Origin of the sequence: Novosphingobium pentaromativorans US6-1 (assembly GCF_000767465.1) — a bacterium.
Lineage (GTDB): Bacteria > Pseudomonadota > Alphaproteobacteria > Sphingomonadales > Sphingomonadaceae > Novosphingobium > Novosphingobium pentaromativorans.
The window spans coordinates 2,207,891-2,224,604 of sequence record NZ_CP009291.1; the positions used below are offsets into that span (position 1 = coordinate 2,207,891).

Here is a 16,714-nt window from a genome sequence, read left to right on the forward strand (position 1 = left end):
TATTCGACTCCCGCCCGCAATCCGTGTAGACACGATCCATGACCGCCAACCCGGCAACGCCCCTCCTCGACACTGTCGATACGCCCGTTGACCTGCGCAAGCTCAAGCCCGCGCAGCTGCGCCAGCTCGCCGATGAGCTGCGCGAGGAAATGATCTCCGCCGTCGGCCAGACCGGGGGACACTTGGGCTCCGGCCTCGGCGTCGTCGAGCTGACAGTGGCGCTGCACTACGTCTTCAACACGCCTGAGGACCGGCTGGTCTGGGACGTGGGCCACCAGGCCTATCCGCACAAGATCCTCACCGGGCGGCGCGACCGTATCCGCACCCTGCGCCAGGGCGGGGGCCTGTCCGGCTTCACCAAGCGCAGCGAGAGCGAATACGATCCGTTCGGCACCGCGCACAGCTCCACCTCGATCTCGGCGGCGCTGGGCTTTGCCATCGCCAACAAGCTTTCGAACCAGCCGGGCCGCGGGATTGCCGTGATAGGCGATGGCGCGATGAGCGCGGGCATGGCCTACGAGGCGATGAACAACGCGCGCGAGGCGGGCAACCGCCTGGTCGTGATCCTCAACGACAACGACATGTCGATCGCGCCGCCGGTCGGCGGGCTTTCCGCCTATCTCGCGCAGCTCGTTTCCTCGCGTCCGTTCCTCAACATCCGCGATTTCGCGCGCAAGGTTTCGCGCCGCCTGCCCGAAGCGCTGCACCGCGCCGCGAAGAAGACCGACGAATTCGCCCGCGGCATGGCGATGGGCGGCACCCTGTTCGAGGAACTGGGCTTCTACTATGTCGGCCCGGTCGACGGCCACAACCTCGAACAGCTGATCCCGATTCTCGAAAATGTGCGCGATGCCGCCGAGGGCCCGATCCTGATTCACGTCGTGACCAAGAAGGGCAAGGGCTACGCCCCGGCCGAGGAAGCGGCAGACAAGTATCACGGCGTTCAGAAATTCAATGTCGTCACCGGCGAGCAGGCCAAGGCGCCGGCCGGTCCGCCCAGCTATACCGGCGTATTTGCCAAGGCCCTGATTGCCGAGGCGAAAGGCGATCCGCGCGTCTGCGCGATCACGGCGGCGATGCCTTCGGGCACCGGGCTCGACAAGTTCGCCAGCCAGTTCCCCGAGCGCAGCTTCGATGTCGGCATTGCCGAACAGCACGCAGTGACTTTCGCCGCCGGGCTTGCGGCCCAGGGCATGCGTCCGTTCTGCGCGATCTACTCGACGTTCCTGCAGCGCGCCTTCGACCAGGTCGTGCACGACGTCGCGATCCAGAACCTGCCGGTGCGCTTCGCCATCGACCGTGCCGGCCTCGTCGGTGCGGACGGCGCAACCCATGCCGGATCGTTCGACGTGACCTATCTGGCCACCCTGCCCAACTTCGTGGTCATGGCCGCCGCCGACGAGGCGGAGCTGGTGCACATGGTCCACACCGCCGCGCAGCATGACAGCGGCCCGATCGCCTTCCGCTATCCGCGCGGCAACGGCACCGGCGTCGCCCTGCCGGAAAAGCCGGAAGTGCTGGAGATCGGCAAGGGCCGTATCGTCAGGGAAGGCACCAAGGTCGCCCTGCTTTCGCTCGGCACCCGTCTGGGCGAGGCATTGAAGGCAGCCGACACGCTGGAAGCCAAGGGCCTGTCGACCACCGTCGCCGACCTGCGTTTCGCCAAGCCGCTCGACAGCGACCTGATCCGCAAGCTGATGCTGAGCCACGAAGTCGTCGTTACGGTCGAGGAAGGCTCGATCGGCGGCCTGGGCGCCCACGTCCTCACCATGGCGAGCGACGAGGGCCTGACCGACAACGGCCTCAGGATCCGTACCATGCGCCTGCCGGATGTGTTCCAGGATCACGACAAGCCCGAGGCGCAGTACGACGAGGCCGGGCTGAACGCCCCCCAGATCGTCGACACCGTGCTCAAGGCGCTGCGCCACAACAGCGCGGGCGTGAACGAAGCGCGCGCCTGAGCCGCGCCGCCCCTTACCCCTGTACCGCTGCCCCCCTCACCCTGAGGGTGACGAACTGAGGGTGTCGAAGGGAGGGCACCGTGCGCCCGTGCTTCGACACGCTCGGCATGAGCGGATGAGGCGACCCCCAGAACCATTTATCATTGCGAGCGGCCACAGGTCGCCCGCCATGCCGAACCGCTTTACCAGTCGTAGGCCTTGGGCAGAGACGTCCTGTCGAGGTCCTTGTAGCGTTCCTTCAGGCGGCTCTGGTGGTTGTCCAGCGGCTGCTTGACGCCGTCGATCCACACTTCCAGCGGGGCCGAGGACAGTTCCAGCGGATCGCCGTCCCAGACCACCACGTCGCCAACCGCGCCGGGCGCAAGCACGCCGGCGCGCATGTGGCCGTTGCGGCCGTCCATGCCGCTGATCTCAGCCGGGATCGAAGTGATCGCGGCCAGTGCCTCTCCCCAGCTCAGGCCTGACGCGCCGGGGATCTTGTTCAGAGCGACAAGATTGCCCGCCTCCTGGGGCGCGTACCGAGGCTGGTTGTCGTTCGCAAGCATGCCGATGGCGACCTTTACGCCCGCCAGCTTCATCCGGCCGACGTTGGACTGAGTGGCGGCGATGCGGTCGAACTGGGCCGGCAGGTCGTTCAGCGCCGTGGCAATCACCGGCACGCCTGCCGCCGCGATCTCGTTGGCGACGAGCCAGCCCTCGCTCGCGCCGACCAGCACGAGATCGAGCTTGGGAAACTCGCGCTTCAAGGACAGCACCGAACGGATGTCGGCAGCGCGTTCCACTTCGACGTAGAGCGGCTGGGTCCCGGCGATGACCGGCCCCAAGGCGGCGGCATCGGCGCGCGTCAACATCGCGTCGGACTGGCGGTCCGCGCCCTGTGCCATGGCCGCCACATCCCTCGCCTCGCGCAGGGCATTGCGCAAGGCGACATGCGCTGCGACGCGGCTGCCACCGGCGAGCTTCGCCCCGCCCTCGCCCAGAGCGACGACCTGGAAGGCCCGCGCCTTCGTCACTGCCTCGGGATCGGCACCAAGATCGATCAGTGCACCTTGTCCGGCGAAGATCGAATTGCCGTTGAACGGCGTCACGCTGGCCCGCGTCACCCCGCCTTCGCGGCTGACCGCGATGTGCTCGTTCGCCGGATTGATCGCCGGGGCCACGTCGAGCGCGGCGTTGAAGGGCGCCTGATCGGATCCGCGGTCATCGCTCTCGCTCACTTCCTGAACATCGAACAGGCCAAGGTCGGTGTAAGTCGCGAAGATACCCGGCGTAACCCATTTGCCACTGCCGTCGATCGCCTCGACGCCCGCCGGCACGGTGACGCCCGCCCCTGCGGCAATGACCTTGCCGCCGCGAACGACGACAGTGCCGCCCTCGATGGGCGCACTGCCGTCGCCGATGGCAAGAGTGGCATTGGTGATGGCAAAATCCTGCGCAGACGCGAGCGAAGGCAGGCCCAGCGCGGCGACACCGGCAAGAGCAGCGGCGACCGTGGAGAGGCGCTTCATTTCACATCTCCTTCGCCGGGCTGGCCCAATTCGAAGTCGCTCACCGGGCGCCGCTTGGGATCGAGTGCATCGTACATCAGCGCGCCGTCGATCCAGACTTTCTCAGGCCGGGTGTAGACCGAGAGCGGATTGCCGTTCCACAGCACAACGTCGGCCATCTTGCCGGTTTCGAGGCTGCCGGTGCGGTCGGCAACGCCCATCGCCTTGGCCGGGTTGTAGGTGAACCAGCTCACCACCTCGGCATCGGGAATGTCGATGCCGATGCGCCGGCCGTCCGCCTGCGCCTTGGCCGCTTCCTGGTTGAGGCGCTGGATGCCGTTTGCACTGTCGGAGTGGATGATCACGCATACGCCTTGCTTCTGCAGCAGGGCTGCATTCTCCGGGATGGCGTCGTAGGCTTCCATCTTGAAGCCGTACCAGTCGGCCCAGACGGCGGCGCAGATGTCGTTCTGCTTGAGCAGGTCGCCGATCTTGTAGGCCTCCACAGCGTGGTGGAACGCGGCGACCTTGTATCCCATCTCCTTGGCCATATCGATCACCAGCGCCATCTCGTCGGCACGGTAGCAGTGGTTCTGCACGAGGATATCGCCGTCGAGCACGCCGACCAGAGTCTCGTTGGCAAGGTCGCGGTCGCGCTCCTCGTCCTTCGCGTATTTCTTGGCATCGAGCCAGGTCTGCCGGTCGACCGCGAAATTGCCCATGCGGGTCGAGGGTTTCTGGCCCTTCGATCCATAGACGCGCTTCGGATTCTCGCCGCAGGCCATTTTCAGCGAATAGGGCGCGCCGGGGAACTTCATTCCCTGCACCGTCAGGCTCGGCACGTTCTTGAGCGTGACCGAACGCCCGCCCATGAGATTGGCCGAGCCGGGCAGGACCATCAGCGAGGTAACCCCGCCATTGGTGAGGGCGCGGGTGAAACCGGGGTCCTGCGGCCATACCGAGTGCTCGGCCCAGACTTCGGGCGTGGTCGGGCTGGTCGCCTCGTTGCCGTCGGCCAGGGCATCGACGGAGGGCGAAGGATAGTCGCCCAGATGCGAATGCGCGTCGATCACGCCGGGAGTGACGAACTTGCCCGCGGCATCGATGCGCGTGTAGCCATCCGGCACAGCGAGATCGGACCCGCCCACGGCGACGAGCTTGCCGTTCTCGAACAGCAGCGTGCCGTTGTCGATGCGCCCGCCGCGCCCGTCATAGACCGTCGCGCCGACCAGTGCCGTGGGCCTGCCGGGGTAGGGTTTGTAGGTCGAAGGATAGGGCGTCTCGGCTACCGCTTCCTTATCCTTGTCCTTCTTCCTGGCCAGCGCGTCGCCGCTGGGCAGCGCGAGGGCGAGGCCCAGCGCAAGGGCGCCGGTCCATTGCCGCAATGCGGGCGGTACTTTCATGACAAAACCCCTGTTCACCCAAAAAAGCGGCCCGGGCGTTTCCACCCGGGCCGTCGCATTCCTGTCGTTCAGGTCGGCCGGTTTTCCGGGTGCATCCCGGCTTCCTGCGCCTCGAGCCCGACTTCGCCTTGCCCGACCAGACCATCGCCATGATCGCGGTCTTCCAGCGTATCGAGATGCATCCAGCGCTTCACGATCGGAGAAAGGAGCAGGACGACGATGGCAATGCCGATCGTAACCCAGCCAATCTTGCTGTAGATCGCCAGCGTGAGGTCCTTCGACATCTCGCCGCTTTCGCCGCCGGTCGCCTCGCCGATCCGTCCGGCCACGAAGTTGCCGACCGCGGTCATGTAGAACCATGCGCCCATGATGAAGCTGCCCAGATGCGCCGGTGCCAGCCGCGTCATGGCCGAGAGGCCGACGGGCGAGAGGCACAGTTCGCCGGTGGTGTGCAGCAGGTAGATGAGGAAGACGAAGACGACCGAGGTCATCACCGCCGGATCGCCGGTGCCCGCGCCCCAGACGAAGACGAGGAAGCCAAGGCCGACCTGGATCAGCGCAAGGCCGAACTTGGCCGGGGCCGAAGGCTCGAGCCCGCGCTTGGCGAGGATCTGCCAGAGACCGGCGAAGAGCGGCGCGAAGAGCACGATGTAGATCGGATTGATCGACTGGAACAGGCTGGTCGGGACGCCGCCCCGATCGACGTACTTGTCGGTGTAGAGGCTGAGCGATCCGCCCGCCTGCTCGAACAGGCCCCAGAACACGGGGTTCAGCGCGATCAGGAAAAGGATCGCGAAGATCCGCTCACGCGGTTCCTTGGGCAGCTTGAAGGCTTCGTAGAGCGTATATGCGAGCATCGCGACGCCGGTGATGATCAGCAGGTTCTGGATCACGTCGACGTACTGGATCAGGAACCAGATCACCGCGACTGCGGCAATGCCGGTACCGTAGAGCTTGAACTCGTTGTTCTTCTGCAGCGGCCTGGGCGGCTCGCCCTGCCCCAGCAGCGCCGGTTTGCCGACAACGAAGATGATCAGGCCCAGCACCATGCCGATGCCGGCCAGGCCGAAGCCCCAGGACCAGCCGATCGTCTCGCCCAGGTAGCCGACGAGGATCGTGCCGAGCGCGGCGCCGACGTTCACGCCCATGTAGAAGATCGTGTAGGCCGAATCCCGCCTCGCATCGGTCATCTTGTAGAGCTGGCCGACGATCACCGAGATATTCGCCTTGAGGAAGCCTGAGCCGACGATGATCAGCGACAGCGCCAGCCAGAACACGTTGATCGCCGGATCCGCCTGTTTGACGGCCGGATCGGCAACGCCCTGCATGCCTTCCCAGGCCATGAACAGGTGGCCGAGCGCCAGGACGACGCCGCCGAACAGCACCGCCTTGCGCTGGCCGAGCCAGCGGTCGGCGAGGTAACCGCCCAGAACCGGGGTAATATAGACAAGGCTGGTATAGCCCCCGTAGATCAGCGAGGCGTCGCCGTCGTTGAACAGCCAGAACTTCGTCAGATAGAGGATCAGCAGCGCGCGCATGCCGTAGTAGGAAAAGCGCTCCCACATCTCGGCATAGAACAGCACGAACAGGCCCCGGGGGTGGCCGACGAATTCCTCGCTCTTGCGCGTGGCGATGAGGCCGCCGATGGCGAGCGTAGCGAACAGGGCCAGTGCAGCGATTGCCGCAATCCAGTCACCCTCGTTCCAGTTTGTTATGTCCTTCATGCGACCTCTTGTGGCCTTTCCTTGACGGCAGAGAAGGTATGAAGGGGGGCAAGGTAGCGGACAAAACGAGGGTGTAAATGGGGGGCGCCCGCGACAGGGCCTGCGCCACCCTGTGCTTTAGGGTGCATTCCAAGGGATTACTGCTAAGCCATTGCGCATAAAGCCGTGGAATGGCATTTTCTCTTTTCGCAATCGGCAAAGTTCACGAAATTTTGTGATTCGCCCAAGCCATGAAGATTTTTTTGGGGGGACGTTGAAATGATCAGGTCGGAACTGCTGCAGGCCTTGGCCAAGGACAATCCCGAATTGCGAAGCGAAGACGTCGAGCGCGCGCTCGATACCTTCTTCGACGAGATCGCGCAGCGCCTTGCCGATGGCGGCCGCGTCGAACTGCGCGGCTTCGGCGCCTTTTCCACTCGCCACCGTGACAGCCGCAAGGGCCGCAACCCGCGCACCGGCGAAACCGTGGAAGTTCCCGAGAAGAAGGTGCCGTATTTCAAGCCCGGCAAGGAAATGCGCGCGAAGCTGAACGTCAGCTAAGGCGCGCACGGGCGCACTTCGACGGGCCTGTCATCCCCCGCAGGCCGAGCCCGTCGAAGCTAACCCCTTGCTCCCTTGCCGAATACCGCGCTCACGCCCCGATCCAGCGCTCACGCATAATCGCGCGCGACGCGGATTTTCTGCTGGCTGCGTTCGGGAACCCACTTGATGGTTGGCGCAGGACGCCCCTTGTCCACCTGGATCAATGCCGCGCCCGGCGCATCGATATCAGCATTGTAGATGGTCACAGTCGCCGGCACGCTCGACTGGAAGTAGAGGACAGGCGCCTTGTTGGTCGCTCCTGCACGAACCACCGGACTGTCAAGCACGTAGTTCGGGCCGCTTCCTCCCACGAACGAGAAATGCCCGATCCAGCCGGTGCCGCCGCGCTTCACCGGATTCTCGCTGCGGCAGTTCTTGAGCGTGCCGCTGTTCCAGAGCCGGTAGTTGAGCTTGTTCCCGCTGGCGAAGCAGCCTTCCATGTAGACGTCCTGCGACTTGGTATCGAAGCCGCCATCGCTCGACCCGGTCGCCACGCAGGAATAATAGCGGATCTTGCTGTTTCCGCGCTCGTCCGAGAATCCGTCGCCATTCCAGTACTTGTCCGAAGGGCGCTGGGTTTCGCAGAAATCGTGCGCCTCGACGCGGCGATAGACGATGTCGTGCGCTTCATCGTCGAGCGCGAAGCCGACGCAGTAATTCGCGCATTCGCCATTGCCGCGCGCGACGACGTCCTCGATCAGCCCGCGCGTCGAACCGTAGCGGATTCGCATGAAATTGCGGGCCAGCCGGGCGGCATTCACCCGCCGGACGGTAAAGTCGCTGACCGGGGCAGGCACATCGGGATGGTTCCACGACCAGTTCTCGATGAAGCGGTACATGTTGGCGACCTGGCAATCCTCAACCGTGACATTCTGCGTCGTCGTGTGGAACAAGCGAATCGCGCCATTGCCGAGGTCGAGAAAGTAGCAGTTGCGAATCAGCGTGTTGCTTTCCGCTTTTATCGCCGTGCCGCCATCGGTGCCCGAACCGCCGGGCGAACGCGTGCCCCGGAACGTGCGGCCGTCAATGATGGTGAGGCCCGAGGTCTGTGCCTGTAGCAGCGAAGGCCTCAGAACGATACCGGCGGCGGCGGTTCCGATCAGTCCACGGCGCGTGATCAGTCCAGTCATGCAGTTCCATCCTTTCGTTACGACGAGAGGGCGGGGGGGGCATGCCGAGACCTGCACACAGCACGTTGATATATCTTTAAGTTTGGACCTTATGTTGCAATTAACCCTACATCACCGAAAGCTCGCGAGACCGCGCTTTGCGGCTGCGCCGGCAAAACCTGGGCGACTGCTGCAGGCGGATTGCGCAGCGCCGCGCAGCCAGCTAGGAGCCATGATCCTGCGACGTGCGGACGTGGCGGAATGGTAGACGCTGCGGACTTAAAATCCGCTTGGGTATCCCAGTGCGGGTTCGAGTCCCGCCGTCCGCACCACAAAGTCAGCTACGTAAGCGCACTCATACCGGCATTTACCGGATTGAAACCATGCGAAGGCGATAAACCCGGACTGCAATTGACTTCGGCAATGCAGATCGTAGCAACTGGTGTCGCCAGAGCGCGAGTACCATGGGGGGTACGCTCGCAATGAAATACCCGGGAATTCTGTCCGAGCCCGAGGCAGGTCAAATCGACGACTACAACGAAAAGCGCGTTCAGCCGCGCTTTGCGCTCATGTTGCGCAGCGCCAAGCTCGTCGGCCCCAGCGGGGAATTTCTCTGCATCGTCAGGGACGTTTCCGAAAGCGGCGCCAAGCTGAAGACCTTTCATCCGGTCATCAACGACGAGCCACTGGCGCTCGAGATCGCCACCGGCGAACGCTTCGGTATCGAGAAAGTCTGGGAAAGGGACGGCGAAGCCGGCGTCCGCTTCCTCGATTCGGTCGACATCATGCGTTTCATCGCTGAAGCAGGCCCCTTCCCCAAGCGTCCGGTCCGGATCAGGGTCAACCACGATGTGACCCTCGCCTTCGCCGGGACGACTGCCCCGGCAACGGTCTGCGACCTGTCGCGCCAGGGCGCGCGCATCGAAACCCCGCAGCATCTGGCGATCGGCCAGACGATCCGGATCAGCGGAGACCACCTTCCCGAGTTCGAAGCCACCGTGTGCTGGCGCAAACATCCCGCCTATGGCCTGGTCTTCCGCCAGCTCATGAGCATGGATGAACTGGCCCAGCGCGTCTATCGCATGCAGCTTCAGGGACCTGCGGCGGCCTGAGCGGATCGGCCTGACAGGGAATCAGGCTGGGCGGAACTTCATCGCCGCGCCGTTCATGCAATAGCGCTTGCCGGTGGGCTTGGGTCCGTCGTCGAAGACATGACCGAGGTGCCCACCGCACTTGGCGCAATGGACTTCGGTGCGCGGATAGCCGAGCTTGTAGTCGGTCGAGGTGCCGACGGCGCCGGCCAATGGCTTCCAGAAGCTGGGCCAGCCGGTACCGCTGTCGAATTTCGTGGCCGAAGAGAACAAGGGGTTGCCGTCCGCCGCGCAGACGAACGTGCCCTTGCGATGTTCATCGTTGAGCGGTGAGGAATAGGGCCGCTCGGTGCCCGCCTCGCGCAGGATGTGGAACTGTTCGCGCGTCAGGCGCTTGCGCCATTCCGCCTCGCTGTAACTGACCGGATAGGCCTTCGCTTCGGCATCGTCGCTGCCACAGGCAGTCAGCACCGGCAGGGCCGCGCCCACTCCCAACCAGGCAAGCAGTCGGCGGCGAGACGTGGCGAGCGGCATCCGGTTTCTCCTGTTGCAGGCACGGCAGGGCAGCTGCGGGTCGGCGCAGACGGCCTCGAGATCGGGACATACCTCGCGAATTCAATACGCAGCCTTAATGAAGGGTCCTCAGGCCCCTTCCGACGCGTTCGCCGAAGCGCGGCGCAGGAGCCCCCTGAAGCCGCCTCGCCGGTCCGAGCGCCCCGGCCCGGATTTCATCACCCGGCGCCTGAACAGTGCCGAGCCGAAACGCACCAGCAGGCCTACCCAGATCATCTGCCAGATCACCGCGAACAGGTGCGGGGACAGCGCCGGGTCCTGCGCGGCGCGCGCCAGCATCGCGAAAGGCGAGCTGAACGGAAAGAACACCGCTGCCACTTCCATGAAGGAGCCCGGCTGGGTCATCGCGAAGCTGGCGAAGAAGAAGACGAGAAGCTGCAGCATCGTGACCGGCATCGACAGGGTCTGGACCTCGCGCACGGTCGTTGCCATCGAGCCGATCGCGAGGAAGACCGAGCCGAGAAGCAGGTAGGCCATGGCGAAATAGACGATGCCCAAAGCCATGAGCATCGGCCAGCCTACCGCCGGATCCGGCAACTGCGGGACGGCTGTTCCGGCCGCCACATAAAGCGCCGCCCCGACTGCACCCCAGACGGAGATGCCGACGAAGGACACCCCGAGCATGGCGAAAAGCTTGCCGAAGAAGACCGATTCCATCGGAATAGCCGCGGCCAACACCTCGATGATCTTGTTGCCCTTTTCCTCGACGAGGTTGGACAGGACCATGCCCGCCAGCATCATCGTGAGCAGGAACAGCAGCATTTGGGCGGCCTGCGCGGTCCTGAGCTGGCCCTTTCGTTCATTGGCGTTGCTGGTCACGGTCCGGTCCAGCCGCACTTCGGGCAAGGCCCGTTCGCGCGGCGCAAGCGCTTCGGAGGCGATGAGCGCCACCTGTCCGCGCCAGCGTTCGATCTGGTCTTCCGGGCCGGTGAGGACCGGCGCCTGCGGCGTGCCCGAGAGCACCGCCGCGACATTGCCCCTGCCACCGTCGACGATGGTGCGCGGATCGAACCGTTCTCCCGGGTCCAGTCGTCGCAGAATCACGAAATCGGGCAGGAGATTGCCGATATTGGCCGCCAGCCGGTCCCTTGCCGCCCGCATCGCCTCTGCATCGTCGCCCTGCATGACAATGGCGACATGAGGATTGTCCGCCGTCTGCTGCACACGCTGGCCGACGCTGCCGGCCAGTCCACCGACGATGAGCGGGAACAGCGGGCCGAGCAGAAAGAAGAAGAAGGTTCGGCTCATCAGGATCGCCACGAAGTCTCGCCGGGCAACGACCCATGCAGCGCGGGTGATCGACAGTCTGCCGCGGGGACGGGTCATCGGCGCAGTTCCTCCGGCTTTTCCTGTTCCAGCGCCCGGGCCGCAGCCTCGCCGGCAATCGCGACGAAGGCGTCGTGAAGCCCCGCCCGCTCGATCGAGAGCGAGAGAATGCCGGCTTCGCCTTCGATCAGAGCGCGCAGCAGCGGCTCTATCCCGGTATCGGGCAGCGAGAAGAACCAGAAGCTGCCTTCATGGCGCGCATCGGCAGGCAGCGCGGCGCGCCACGGACCGTCCTGCGCACGGGTCTCCAGCCGGACCTGCGCGGGAATCCGGTCGCGCGCGACGTCAACCGGTCCGGCAAAAGGCACCTTGCCCCCGGCGATGATTGCCACTTCGTCGCACAGCCGCTCGGCATGGGCGATGACATGGGTGGAGAAGATGACCGTCGTCCCGTCCTGCGCGAGGCCGTGCATCATGCGTTCGAGCTTGCCCTGATTGAGCGCATCGAGCCCGGAGAACGGTTCATCGAAGATCACCAGGCGCGGCTTGTGGACGAGCGTACCGAGGATCTGCACCTGCTGCGCCATGCCCTTGGAAAGCTGCCGGATCTGCCGGTCGGCGGCATAGCCCAGACCATGCTGTTCGAGCAGTTCGCGCCCGCGCCGGCGGCCTTCCTTCAGCGGCAAGCCGCGCAGGGCGCCGACGAAGGCGATCGCATCCACCGCCTTCATCGCGGGGTAGAGACCGCGTTCTTCGGGCAGGTAGCCGATGGCATGGGCAACGTCATGCGGTCGATCCGCACCCAGGATGCGGCGATAGCCCCGGTCGGGGTCGATGATGCCCAGCAGCATGCGCAGGGTCGTCGTCTTGCCTGCGCCGTTGGGGCCGAGAATGCCGTAGACCGCGCCGCGCGGCACGGTGAGATCAACGCCGTCGACCGCCGTTACCCCGTCGAAACGCTTGACCAGTCCCCGCGCCTCGATGGCGAGCGGCCCGAAGTCGGGCCCATCGGCACAGGCAGCCTGGTCATTGCCCGCCACTCGCCAATCTCCTAGTGCGACATTCATGGACGCTCTCCTGCGGTAACCACCGATGAGGGAGAGCCATAAACGGGAACATCCGCAAGCTTGGTTAACTCCGCATTGGTCGACGTCGCGCCGGACACATTCATCGAGGACCTGCAGGCGCAGGCCCGTTCGCTCGGGTTCTGCGCTCTCGGCATCGCTTCGGCAAGCGAAGACCCGGTGCGCGCGCAGCGGCTGGAGACGTGGCTGGACGATGGCATGCACGGTTCGATGGCGTGGATGAAGGAACGCGCCCACCATCGGCGTTCGCCACAAGGGCTTTGGCCGGAAGCGCGCAGCGTGATTGCATTGGGTATGAGCTATGCTCCCGCCGCCGACCCGCTGGCTCATGCGGATCGTCCTGAAATTGCGCGCATATCGGTTTATGCGCAAGGGGCCGATTACCACGATACGGTGAAGAAGGCGCTCAAGCACCTCGCGCGCTGGATCGTCCTCGAGGGTGAGAAGCGCGGGCTTGGCGGCGCGGACGGCTCGGTCGGCGTGAAAGTCTTCACCGATACCGCACCGGTCATGGAAAAGCCGCTGGGCGCCGCCGCCGGACTGGGCTGGCAGGGCAAGCACACCAACATGGTCAGCCGCGAGCACGGCTCCTGGCTGTTCCTTGGCGAGATCTACACGACGCTGGACCTTGCACCGTCAACGCCCGGCCGGGATCGCTGCGGGTCATGCAGCGCCTGCCAGGACGCCTGCCCGACACAGGCCTTTCCCGCGCCGTACCGCCTCGATGCGCGGCGCTGCATCAGCTACCTCACGATCGAGCACAAGGGCGAAATCCCGCTCGAGTTCCGCGAGGCCCTGGGCAATCGGATCTACGGCTGCGACGATTGCCTGGCCGTGTGCCCATGGAACAAGTTCGCGCAAGTCGCGCATGTCCACCGCACTTTCCTGCCGCGCGGAGAGCTGGCCGCGCCGCCGCTGGCCGACCTGCTCACGCTCGACGATGCGGGCTTTCGCAAGCTCTTTTCAGGCTCCCCGATCAAGCGCATCGGCCGCAACCGCTTCGTCCGCAATTGCCTCTATGCGGCCGGAAACAGCAAAAGGCCCGACCTGCTGGAACAGGTCGGGCCCTTGCTGAACGATCCGGACCCTGCCGTCGCCGGCGCGGCGCAATGGGCCGCGAGCAAACTTCAGAGCGTCCCTTGAATACCCGCCCCCTGCCCCGCCATCGCGGGGACAGGCAGGCGGTTGTCCTTAGAGCAGTTCCTTCAGCGGCTTGGCCGCATCGGCCAGCGCTTCGAGGTCGGGGGTGGCCCCGGCTTCGACCAGCTTGCGGCCCTGCACGTAGTCCTTGACCATGTTCACGCAGTCGAGGGCGAGGACGCGGCCATCCTTGAGATAGATGACCGAGAAGCTGCGCTCCTCCGGATTGCCGCGGATCACGGTCTTGTCGAAGCCGACATTGATGCCGGCCGTCTGCAGCTTGAGGTCGTACTGGTTCGACCAGAACCACGGGAACGCCTTGTAGGGCTTTTCGTCGCCGCAGATCGCCTTGGCCACGCAAGTGCCCATGTCGTTGGCGTTCTGCACCGATTCCACGCGCATCACGTTGCCGCCCGCATAGTCGCAGGCGAAAGCCGCGCAGTCGCCGATCGCATAGACGTCGGGCAGCGAGGTGCGGCAATACTCGTCCACGTCGACGCCATTGGCGCCGGCAGCGCCGGCCGCGATCAGCGGGCCGACGGCGGGCACGATGCCGATGCCGACGATGACGCCTTCGGCCGGGATCACTTCGCCGCCGGCAAGCTGCACGCCGGTCACCTTGCCGTTCTCGCCGACGAGGCTGTCGACCATGACTTCGGTGCGCAGGTCGACGCCGTGTTCGGCGTGTTCCTTCTGGTAGAAGGTGGACAGGTCTTCACCCGCAACGCGTGCCAGCACGCGCGGAAGCGCTTCGAGCAGCGTGACCTTGAGGCCCATCTTGGACAGCACCGCCGCGGCTTCCAGGCCGATGTAGCCGCCGCCGATGACGACGATGTTCTTCGTGCCGGCATCGACTTCGGCCATCAGCGTGTCGCAGTCCTCGCGGGTGCGCACGGCGTGGATGCCGGCAAGGTCCGCACCCTGGCACGAGAGACGACGCGGATCCCCGCCAGTGGCCCAGACGAGCTTGCCGTAGCCATAGCTCTCGCCGCTGGAGAGCGTCAGTTCATGCGCCTTGGGATCGACCTTGGTGACTTCGGTGCCCAGCTTGAACGCGATGTTCTTCTCGGCCCAGAACGTCGGCGGACGGATGTAGAGACGATCGAAGGTCTTCTCACGCGCGAAGTATTCCTTCGAGAGCGGCGGACGCTCATAAGGATATTCCGGCTCACGGCCGATGACGGTTATGGTGCCTTCGAAGCCGTTCTGGCGAAGGGCGATCGCGCATTGTGCACCGCCATGCCCGGCTCCCACGATTACGACGTCTGCCTTGCTCATGGTGTTCCTGTTCCCTGACTCGCCGTCCGCTTGGGGAATTTCGCAGCCGGGGTCAATGCCTAGATCCTTGCCGATTTTCCCCCTTCGGCGAAAGATCCTTTCTCGCGTGGGGATGGCGGCCTGTCCGCCCCCGGATCAGCCCGGCACCCGTTCCAGCGCTTCCATGGTCAAGGCCAGCGAGCGGTATTGCGCCTGCGGATCGAAGGTGGCGCCCGACACGATCAGTTCGTCCGCCCCGGTGCGCGCGATGAAGGCTTCGATGCCTTCGCGCACTTTCTGCGGCGCGCCAATCGCACTGACTGAGCGGACCTGTTCGAGCATGGCCAGCGCCGATCCCGGCAGGTTGGCGCGGTAATCTCGCACAGGCGGCTTGAGGCGCCCGGGATTGCCGGTGCGCAAGGCGACGAAGCTCTGCTCCGTCGACGAGGCGAGATAGGCGGCCTCCTCGTCGCTGTCGGCCGCGATCACGTTGATCGCCGCCATGAAGTGCGGCTTGTCGAGCACTTCGGATGGCTGGAACCGCTCGCGATAGACCCGCGCGGCATCGTCTAGCTGCGCAGGCGCAAAGTGCGATGCAAAGGCATAAGGCAGGCCGAGCATAGCGGCGAGCTGGGCACCGAACAGGCTCGATCCCAGGATCCACATTTCCACGTCGGCCCCGTCCGCCTGCGGCGCAGGGACGCCGCCCACGGCCTGTCCGGCAAAGCGCGCTCGCAGTTCGACCACGTCCTGCGGGAACTGCTCGGCTGCGGCCATGATGTTCTTGCGCAAGGCGTTGCCGAGGCGTCCGTCCGCCCCCGGCGCGCGGCCCAGGCCGAGGTCCACGCGTCCCGGGAACATCGCCGCCAGCGTGCCGAACTGCTCCGCGATCACGAAAGGGTTGTGGTTGGGCAGCATGATCCCGCCAGCGCCGATCCGGATCGTCGAAGTCGCATGTCCGATATGCGCCAAGACCACCGAAGTCGCGCCCCCGGCGATGCCGTCCATCCCGTGATGCTCGGCCACCCAGAACCGTTTGTAGCCCGCCGCTTCTGCGGCCCGGGCATAGCCGGCGCTGATCGCCAGTGAGTCGGCAACGGTGCTGCCTTCGCGGACGGTGACGAGATCGAGGACGGAAAGCGGAATCATGGGGTTCTGGCTCCTTCGGGGCCGAGTTGTTCGAGATAGCCTTGCGCCTTGGCGGCCATGTCGCTGCCGGGGGTCAGTGCAAGGACGGAACTGAAGCTGCGCCGCGCCGCGTCGTCGTTGCCCGACAGCGCGGCGATCACGCCGGCCTCCAGCCCGATTTCGGCATCGCGCGGGGCGAGACCGGCAGCCTGCTCGATCTGGGCCTGCGCCTCGATCAGCTTGTTCTGCCGCCGCGAAAGCGTGGCTGAAAGCAGCCAGGCCTGCGCATTGTCTGGCTCGGCCTCGCGCGCCTGCGCGAGAGCCCCGGCCGCCTCGTCGGGCCGGTTGACGGCAACGAGGGCGCGGGCGCGGTCGAGCGCAATGGAAGCGGTTAGCGAATTGTCCTCGGCCAGCTTCGCTTCGCCCGCCGCGGGGCCGAGCAGCATGAGCGCCTGCGCCGCGTCGCCCTGCGCCAGCGCGGCATTGCCGGCCATGGCGCCAAGCCGGGCGCGGGTCTGGTGATCGTCCGCCTCGGTGGCGTCGCGGGCATTGACGAAGGCCTGCTGCGCCTCGCCCCACCGGTCGAGATCGCTGAGCGCGACGCCGAGGCACAGGCCTGCGCGCACCTTCTCGCGCCCGACGGCCTGGTTGAGGGCATCGCGCGCGACCTGCACCGTGCGCTCGGGGCTCGCCTCGGCTGCGGCCATGCAGCCTGCCCCGCGCGGGGCACTCGGCTGGGGCATTGCCTGCACGGCACGCTTGCGCGCTTCGTCCTGCTTCTTCTCGATGATCTCGAGCGGAAGCTGCGAGGCAGGCGCGGCGCCGTAGCCGGTGGTGGGACCGACTTGCGCCAGCATGACAGGGGCGAGGATCAGTGAAACGGGCAGGAACATCGGGACAGGTCTCCG

Annotated in this window: 14 protein-coding genes and 1 tRNA gene; 5 read left to right on the top strand and 10 right to left on the bottom strand. The window is 65.5% G+C overall.

What is annotated here, in order from left to right; genetic code table 11:
- The first annotated feature begins 38 nt into the window (after positions 1 to 38).
- Positions 39 to 1,961, top strand: coding sequence for a 1-deoxy-D-xylulose-5-phosphate synthase (gene dxs / locus JI59_RS10235; RefSeq protein ID WP_007012805.1), 1,923 nt, complete (start codon positions 39 to 41; stop codon positions 1,959 to 1,961).
- A gap of 182 nt (positions 1,962 to 2,143) precedes the next feature.
- Here the strand turns inward: dxs and JI59_RS10240 are convergent, their stop codons facing one another.
- The 3 genes from JI59_RS10240 to JI59_RS10250 form a co-directional block, all read right to left on the bottom strand.
- Positions 2,144 to 3,469 carry an amidohydrolase family protein gene (locus JI59_RS10240; protein WP_007012804.1) on the bottom strand — a complete coding sequence of 442 codons (1,326 nt, stop codon included), beginning with the start codon at positions 3,467 to 3,469 and terminating at the stop codon, positions 2,144 to 2,146.
- Entirely contained in the window at positions 3,466 to 4,851 is a 1,386-nt protein-coding gene (locus JI59_RS10245) for an amidohydrolase (protein WP_038575979.1), read from the bottom strand. Before JI59_RS10245 ends, JI59_RS10240 begins: the two co-directional genes overlap by 4 nt.
- Positions 4,852 to 4,919: 68 nt before the next feature.
- Positions 4,920 to 6,575: a peptide MFS transporter gene (locus tag JI59_RS10250; protein WP_007012802.1), complete on the bottom strand. Its 1,656-nt coding sequence runs from the start codon at positions 6,573 to 6,575 to the stop codon at positions 4,920 to 4,922.
- Between the two features lie 258 nt (positions 6,576 to 6,833).
- Between JI59_RS10250 and JI59_RS10255 the strand changes: the two genes are divergently transcribed.
- The gene (locus JI59_RS10255; protein ID WP_007012801.1) at positions 6,834 to 7,115 is read left to right on the top strand and encodes an integration host factor subunit beta; all 282 of its coding nucleotides are present in this window, start codon (positions 6,834 to 6,836) and stop codon (positions 7,113 to 7,115) included.
- A gap of 110 nt (positions 7,116 to 7,225) precedes the next feature.
- Here JI59_RS10255 and JI59_RS10260 read toward each other — a convergent pair whose 3' ends face one another.
- A complete protein-coding gene (locus JI59_RS10260) occupies positions 7,226 to 8,287 on the bottom strand; it encodes a hypothetical protein (RefSeq protein WP_007012800.1) in 1,062 nt (353 codons plus the stop codon).
- A gap of 226 nt (positions 8,288 to 8,513) precedes the next feature.
- Between JI59_RS10260 and JI59_RS10265 the strand changes: the two genes are divergently transcribed.
- Both JI59_RS10265 and JI59_RS10270 read left to right on the top strand, forming a co-directional pair.
- Positions 8,514 to 8,598, top strand: a tRNA-Leu gene (locus tag JI59_RS10265).
- Between the two features lie 150 nt (positions 8,599 to 8,748).
- Positions 8,749 to 9,378: a PilZ domain-containing protein gene (locus JI59_RS10270; RefSeq protein WP_007012799.1), complete on the top strand. Its 630-nt coding sequence runs from the start codon at positions 8,749 to 8,751 to the stop codon at positions 9,376 to 9,378.
- A 21-nt stretch (positions 9,379 to 9,399) separates the two neighbouring features.
- Here JI59_RS10270 and msrB read toward each other — a convergent pair whose 3' ends face one another.
- From msrB to JI59_RS10285, 3 genes are all read right to left on the bottom strand, one after another.
- Entirely contained in the window at positions 9,400 to 9,891 is a 492-nt protein-coding gene (gene msrB, locus JI59_RS10275; RefSeq protein WP_038575981.1) for a peptide-methionine (R)-S-oxide reductase MsrB, read from the bottom strand.
- A gap of 108 nt (positions 9,892 to 9,999) precedes the next feature.
- The gene (locus JI59_RS10280; protein ID WP_007012797.1) at positions 10,000 to 11,256 is read right to left on the bottom strand and encodes an ABC transporter permease; all 1,257 of its coding nucleotides are present in this window, start codon (positions 11,254 to 11,256) and stop codon (positions 10,000 to 10,002) included.
- Entirely contained in the window at positions 11,253 to 12,263 is a 1,011-nt protein-coding gene (locus tag JI59_RS10285) for an ABC transporter ATP-binding protein (RefSeq protein ID WP_013831638.1), read from the bottom strand. Before JI59_RS10285 ends, JI59_RS10280 begins: the two co-directional genes overlap by 4 nt.
- A 75-nt stretch (positions 12,264 to 12,338) precedes the next feature.
- Here JI59_RS10285 and queG point away from each other — a divergent pair, with 75 nt between their 5' ends.
- Complete coding sequence (gene queG, locus JI59_RS10290; protein ID WP_007012795.1) at positions 12,339 to 13,424, top strand: tRNA epoxyqueuosine(34) reductase QueG; 1,086 nt, start codon at positions 12,339 to 12,341, stop codon at positions 13,422 to 13,424.
- Positions 13,425 to 13,472: 48 nt separating this feature from the next.
- Here the strand turns inward: queG and ddmA are convergent, their stop codons facing one another.
- The 3 genes from ddmA to JI59_RS10305 form a co-directional block, all read right to left on the bottom strand.
- Positions 13,473 to 14,699: a dicamba O-demethylase ferredoxin reductase subunit DdmA gene (gene ddmA / locus JI59_RS10295; protein ID WP_007012794.1), complete on the bottom strand. Its 1,227-nt coding sequence runs from the start codon at positions 14,697 to 14,699 to the stop codon at positions 13,473 to 13,475.
- A gap of 135 nt (positions 14,700 to 14,834) precedes the next feature.
- Positions 14,835 to 15,827: an LLM class flavin-dependent oxidoreductase gene (locus JI59_RS10300; protein WP_007012793.1), complete on the bottom strand. Its 993-nt coding sequence runs from the start codon at positions 15,825 to 15,827 to the stop codon at positions 14,835 to 14,837.
- Positions 15,824 to 16,699, bottom strand: coding sequence for a tetratricopeptide repeat protein (locus JI59_RS10305; protein WP_007012792.1), 876 nt, complete (start codon positions 16,697 to 16,699; stop codon positions 15,824 to 15,826). Before JI59_RS10305 ends, JI59_RS10300 begins: the two co-directional genes overlap by 4 nt.
- Positions 16,700 to 16,714: the final 15 nt, after the last annotated feature.

Excerpts from the sequence above, each read along its gene's own strand:
- JI59_RS10285 (WP_013831638.1), bottom strand. The coding sequence starts at position 12,263 with ATGAATGTCGCACTAGGAGATTGGCGAGTGGCGGGCAATGACCAGGCT.
- JI59_RS10260 (WP_007012800.1), bottom strand. The coding sequence starts at position 8,287 with ATGACTGGACTGATCACGCGCCGTGGACTGATCGGAACCGCCGCCGCC.
- JI59_RS10305 (WP_007012792.1), bottom strand. The coding sequence starts at position 16,699 with ATGTTCCTGCCCGTTTCACTGATCCTCGCCCCTGTCATGCTGGCGCAA.
- JI59_RS10300 (WP_007012793.1), bottom strand. The coding sequence starts at position 15,827 with ATGATTCCGCTTTCCGTCCTCGATCTCGTCACCGTCCGCGAAGGCAGC.
- JI59_RS10270 (WP_007012799.1), top strand. The coding sequence starts at position 8,749 with ATGAAATACCCGGGAATTCTGTCCGAGCCCGAGGCAGGTCAAATCGAC.
- JI59_RS10240 (WP_007012804.1), bottom strand. The coding sequence starts at position 3,469 with ATGAAGCGCCTCTCCACGGTCGCCGCTGCTCTTGCCGGTGTCGCCGCG.
- JI59_RS10250 (WP_007012802.1), bottom strand. The coding sequence starts at position 6,575 with ATGAAGGACATAACAAACTGGAACGAGGGTGACTGGATTGCGGCAATC.
- JI59_RS10280 (WP_007012797.1), bottom strand. The coding sequence starts at position 11,256 with ATGACCCGTCCCCGCGGCAGACTGTCGATCACCCGCGCTGCATGGGTC.
- ddmA (WP_007012794.1), bottom strand. The coding sequence starts at position 14,699 with ATGAGCAAGGCAGACGTCGTAATCGTGGGAGCCGGGCATGGCGGTGCA.
- msrB (WP_038575981.1), bottom strand. The coding sequence starts at position 9,891 with ATGCCGCTCGCCACGTCTCGCCGCCGACTGCTTGCCTGGTTGGGAGTG.
- JI59_RS10245 (WP_038575979.1), bottom strand. The coding sequence starts at position 4,851 with ATGAAAGTACCGCCCGCATTGCGGCAATGGACCGGCGCCCTTGCGCTG.
- JI59_RS10255 (WP_007012801.1), top strand. The coding sequence starts at position 6,834 with ATGATCAGGTCGGAACTGCTGCAGGCCTTGGCCAAGGACAATCCCGAA.
- dxs (WP_007012805.1), top strand. The coding sequence starts at position 39 with ATGACCGCCAACCCGGCAACGCCCCTCCTCGACACTGTCGATACGCCC.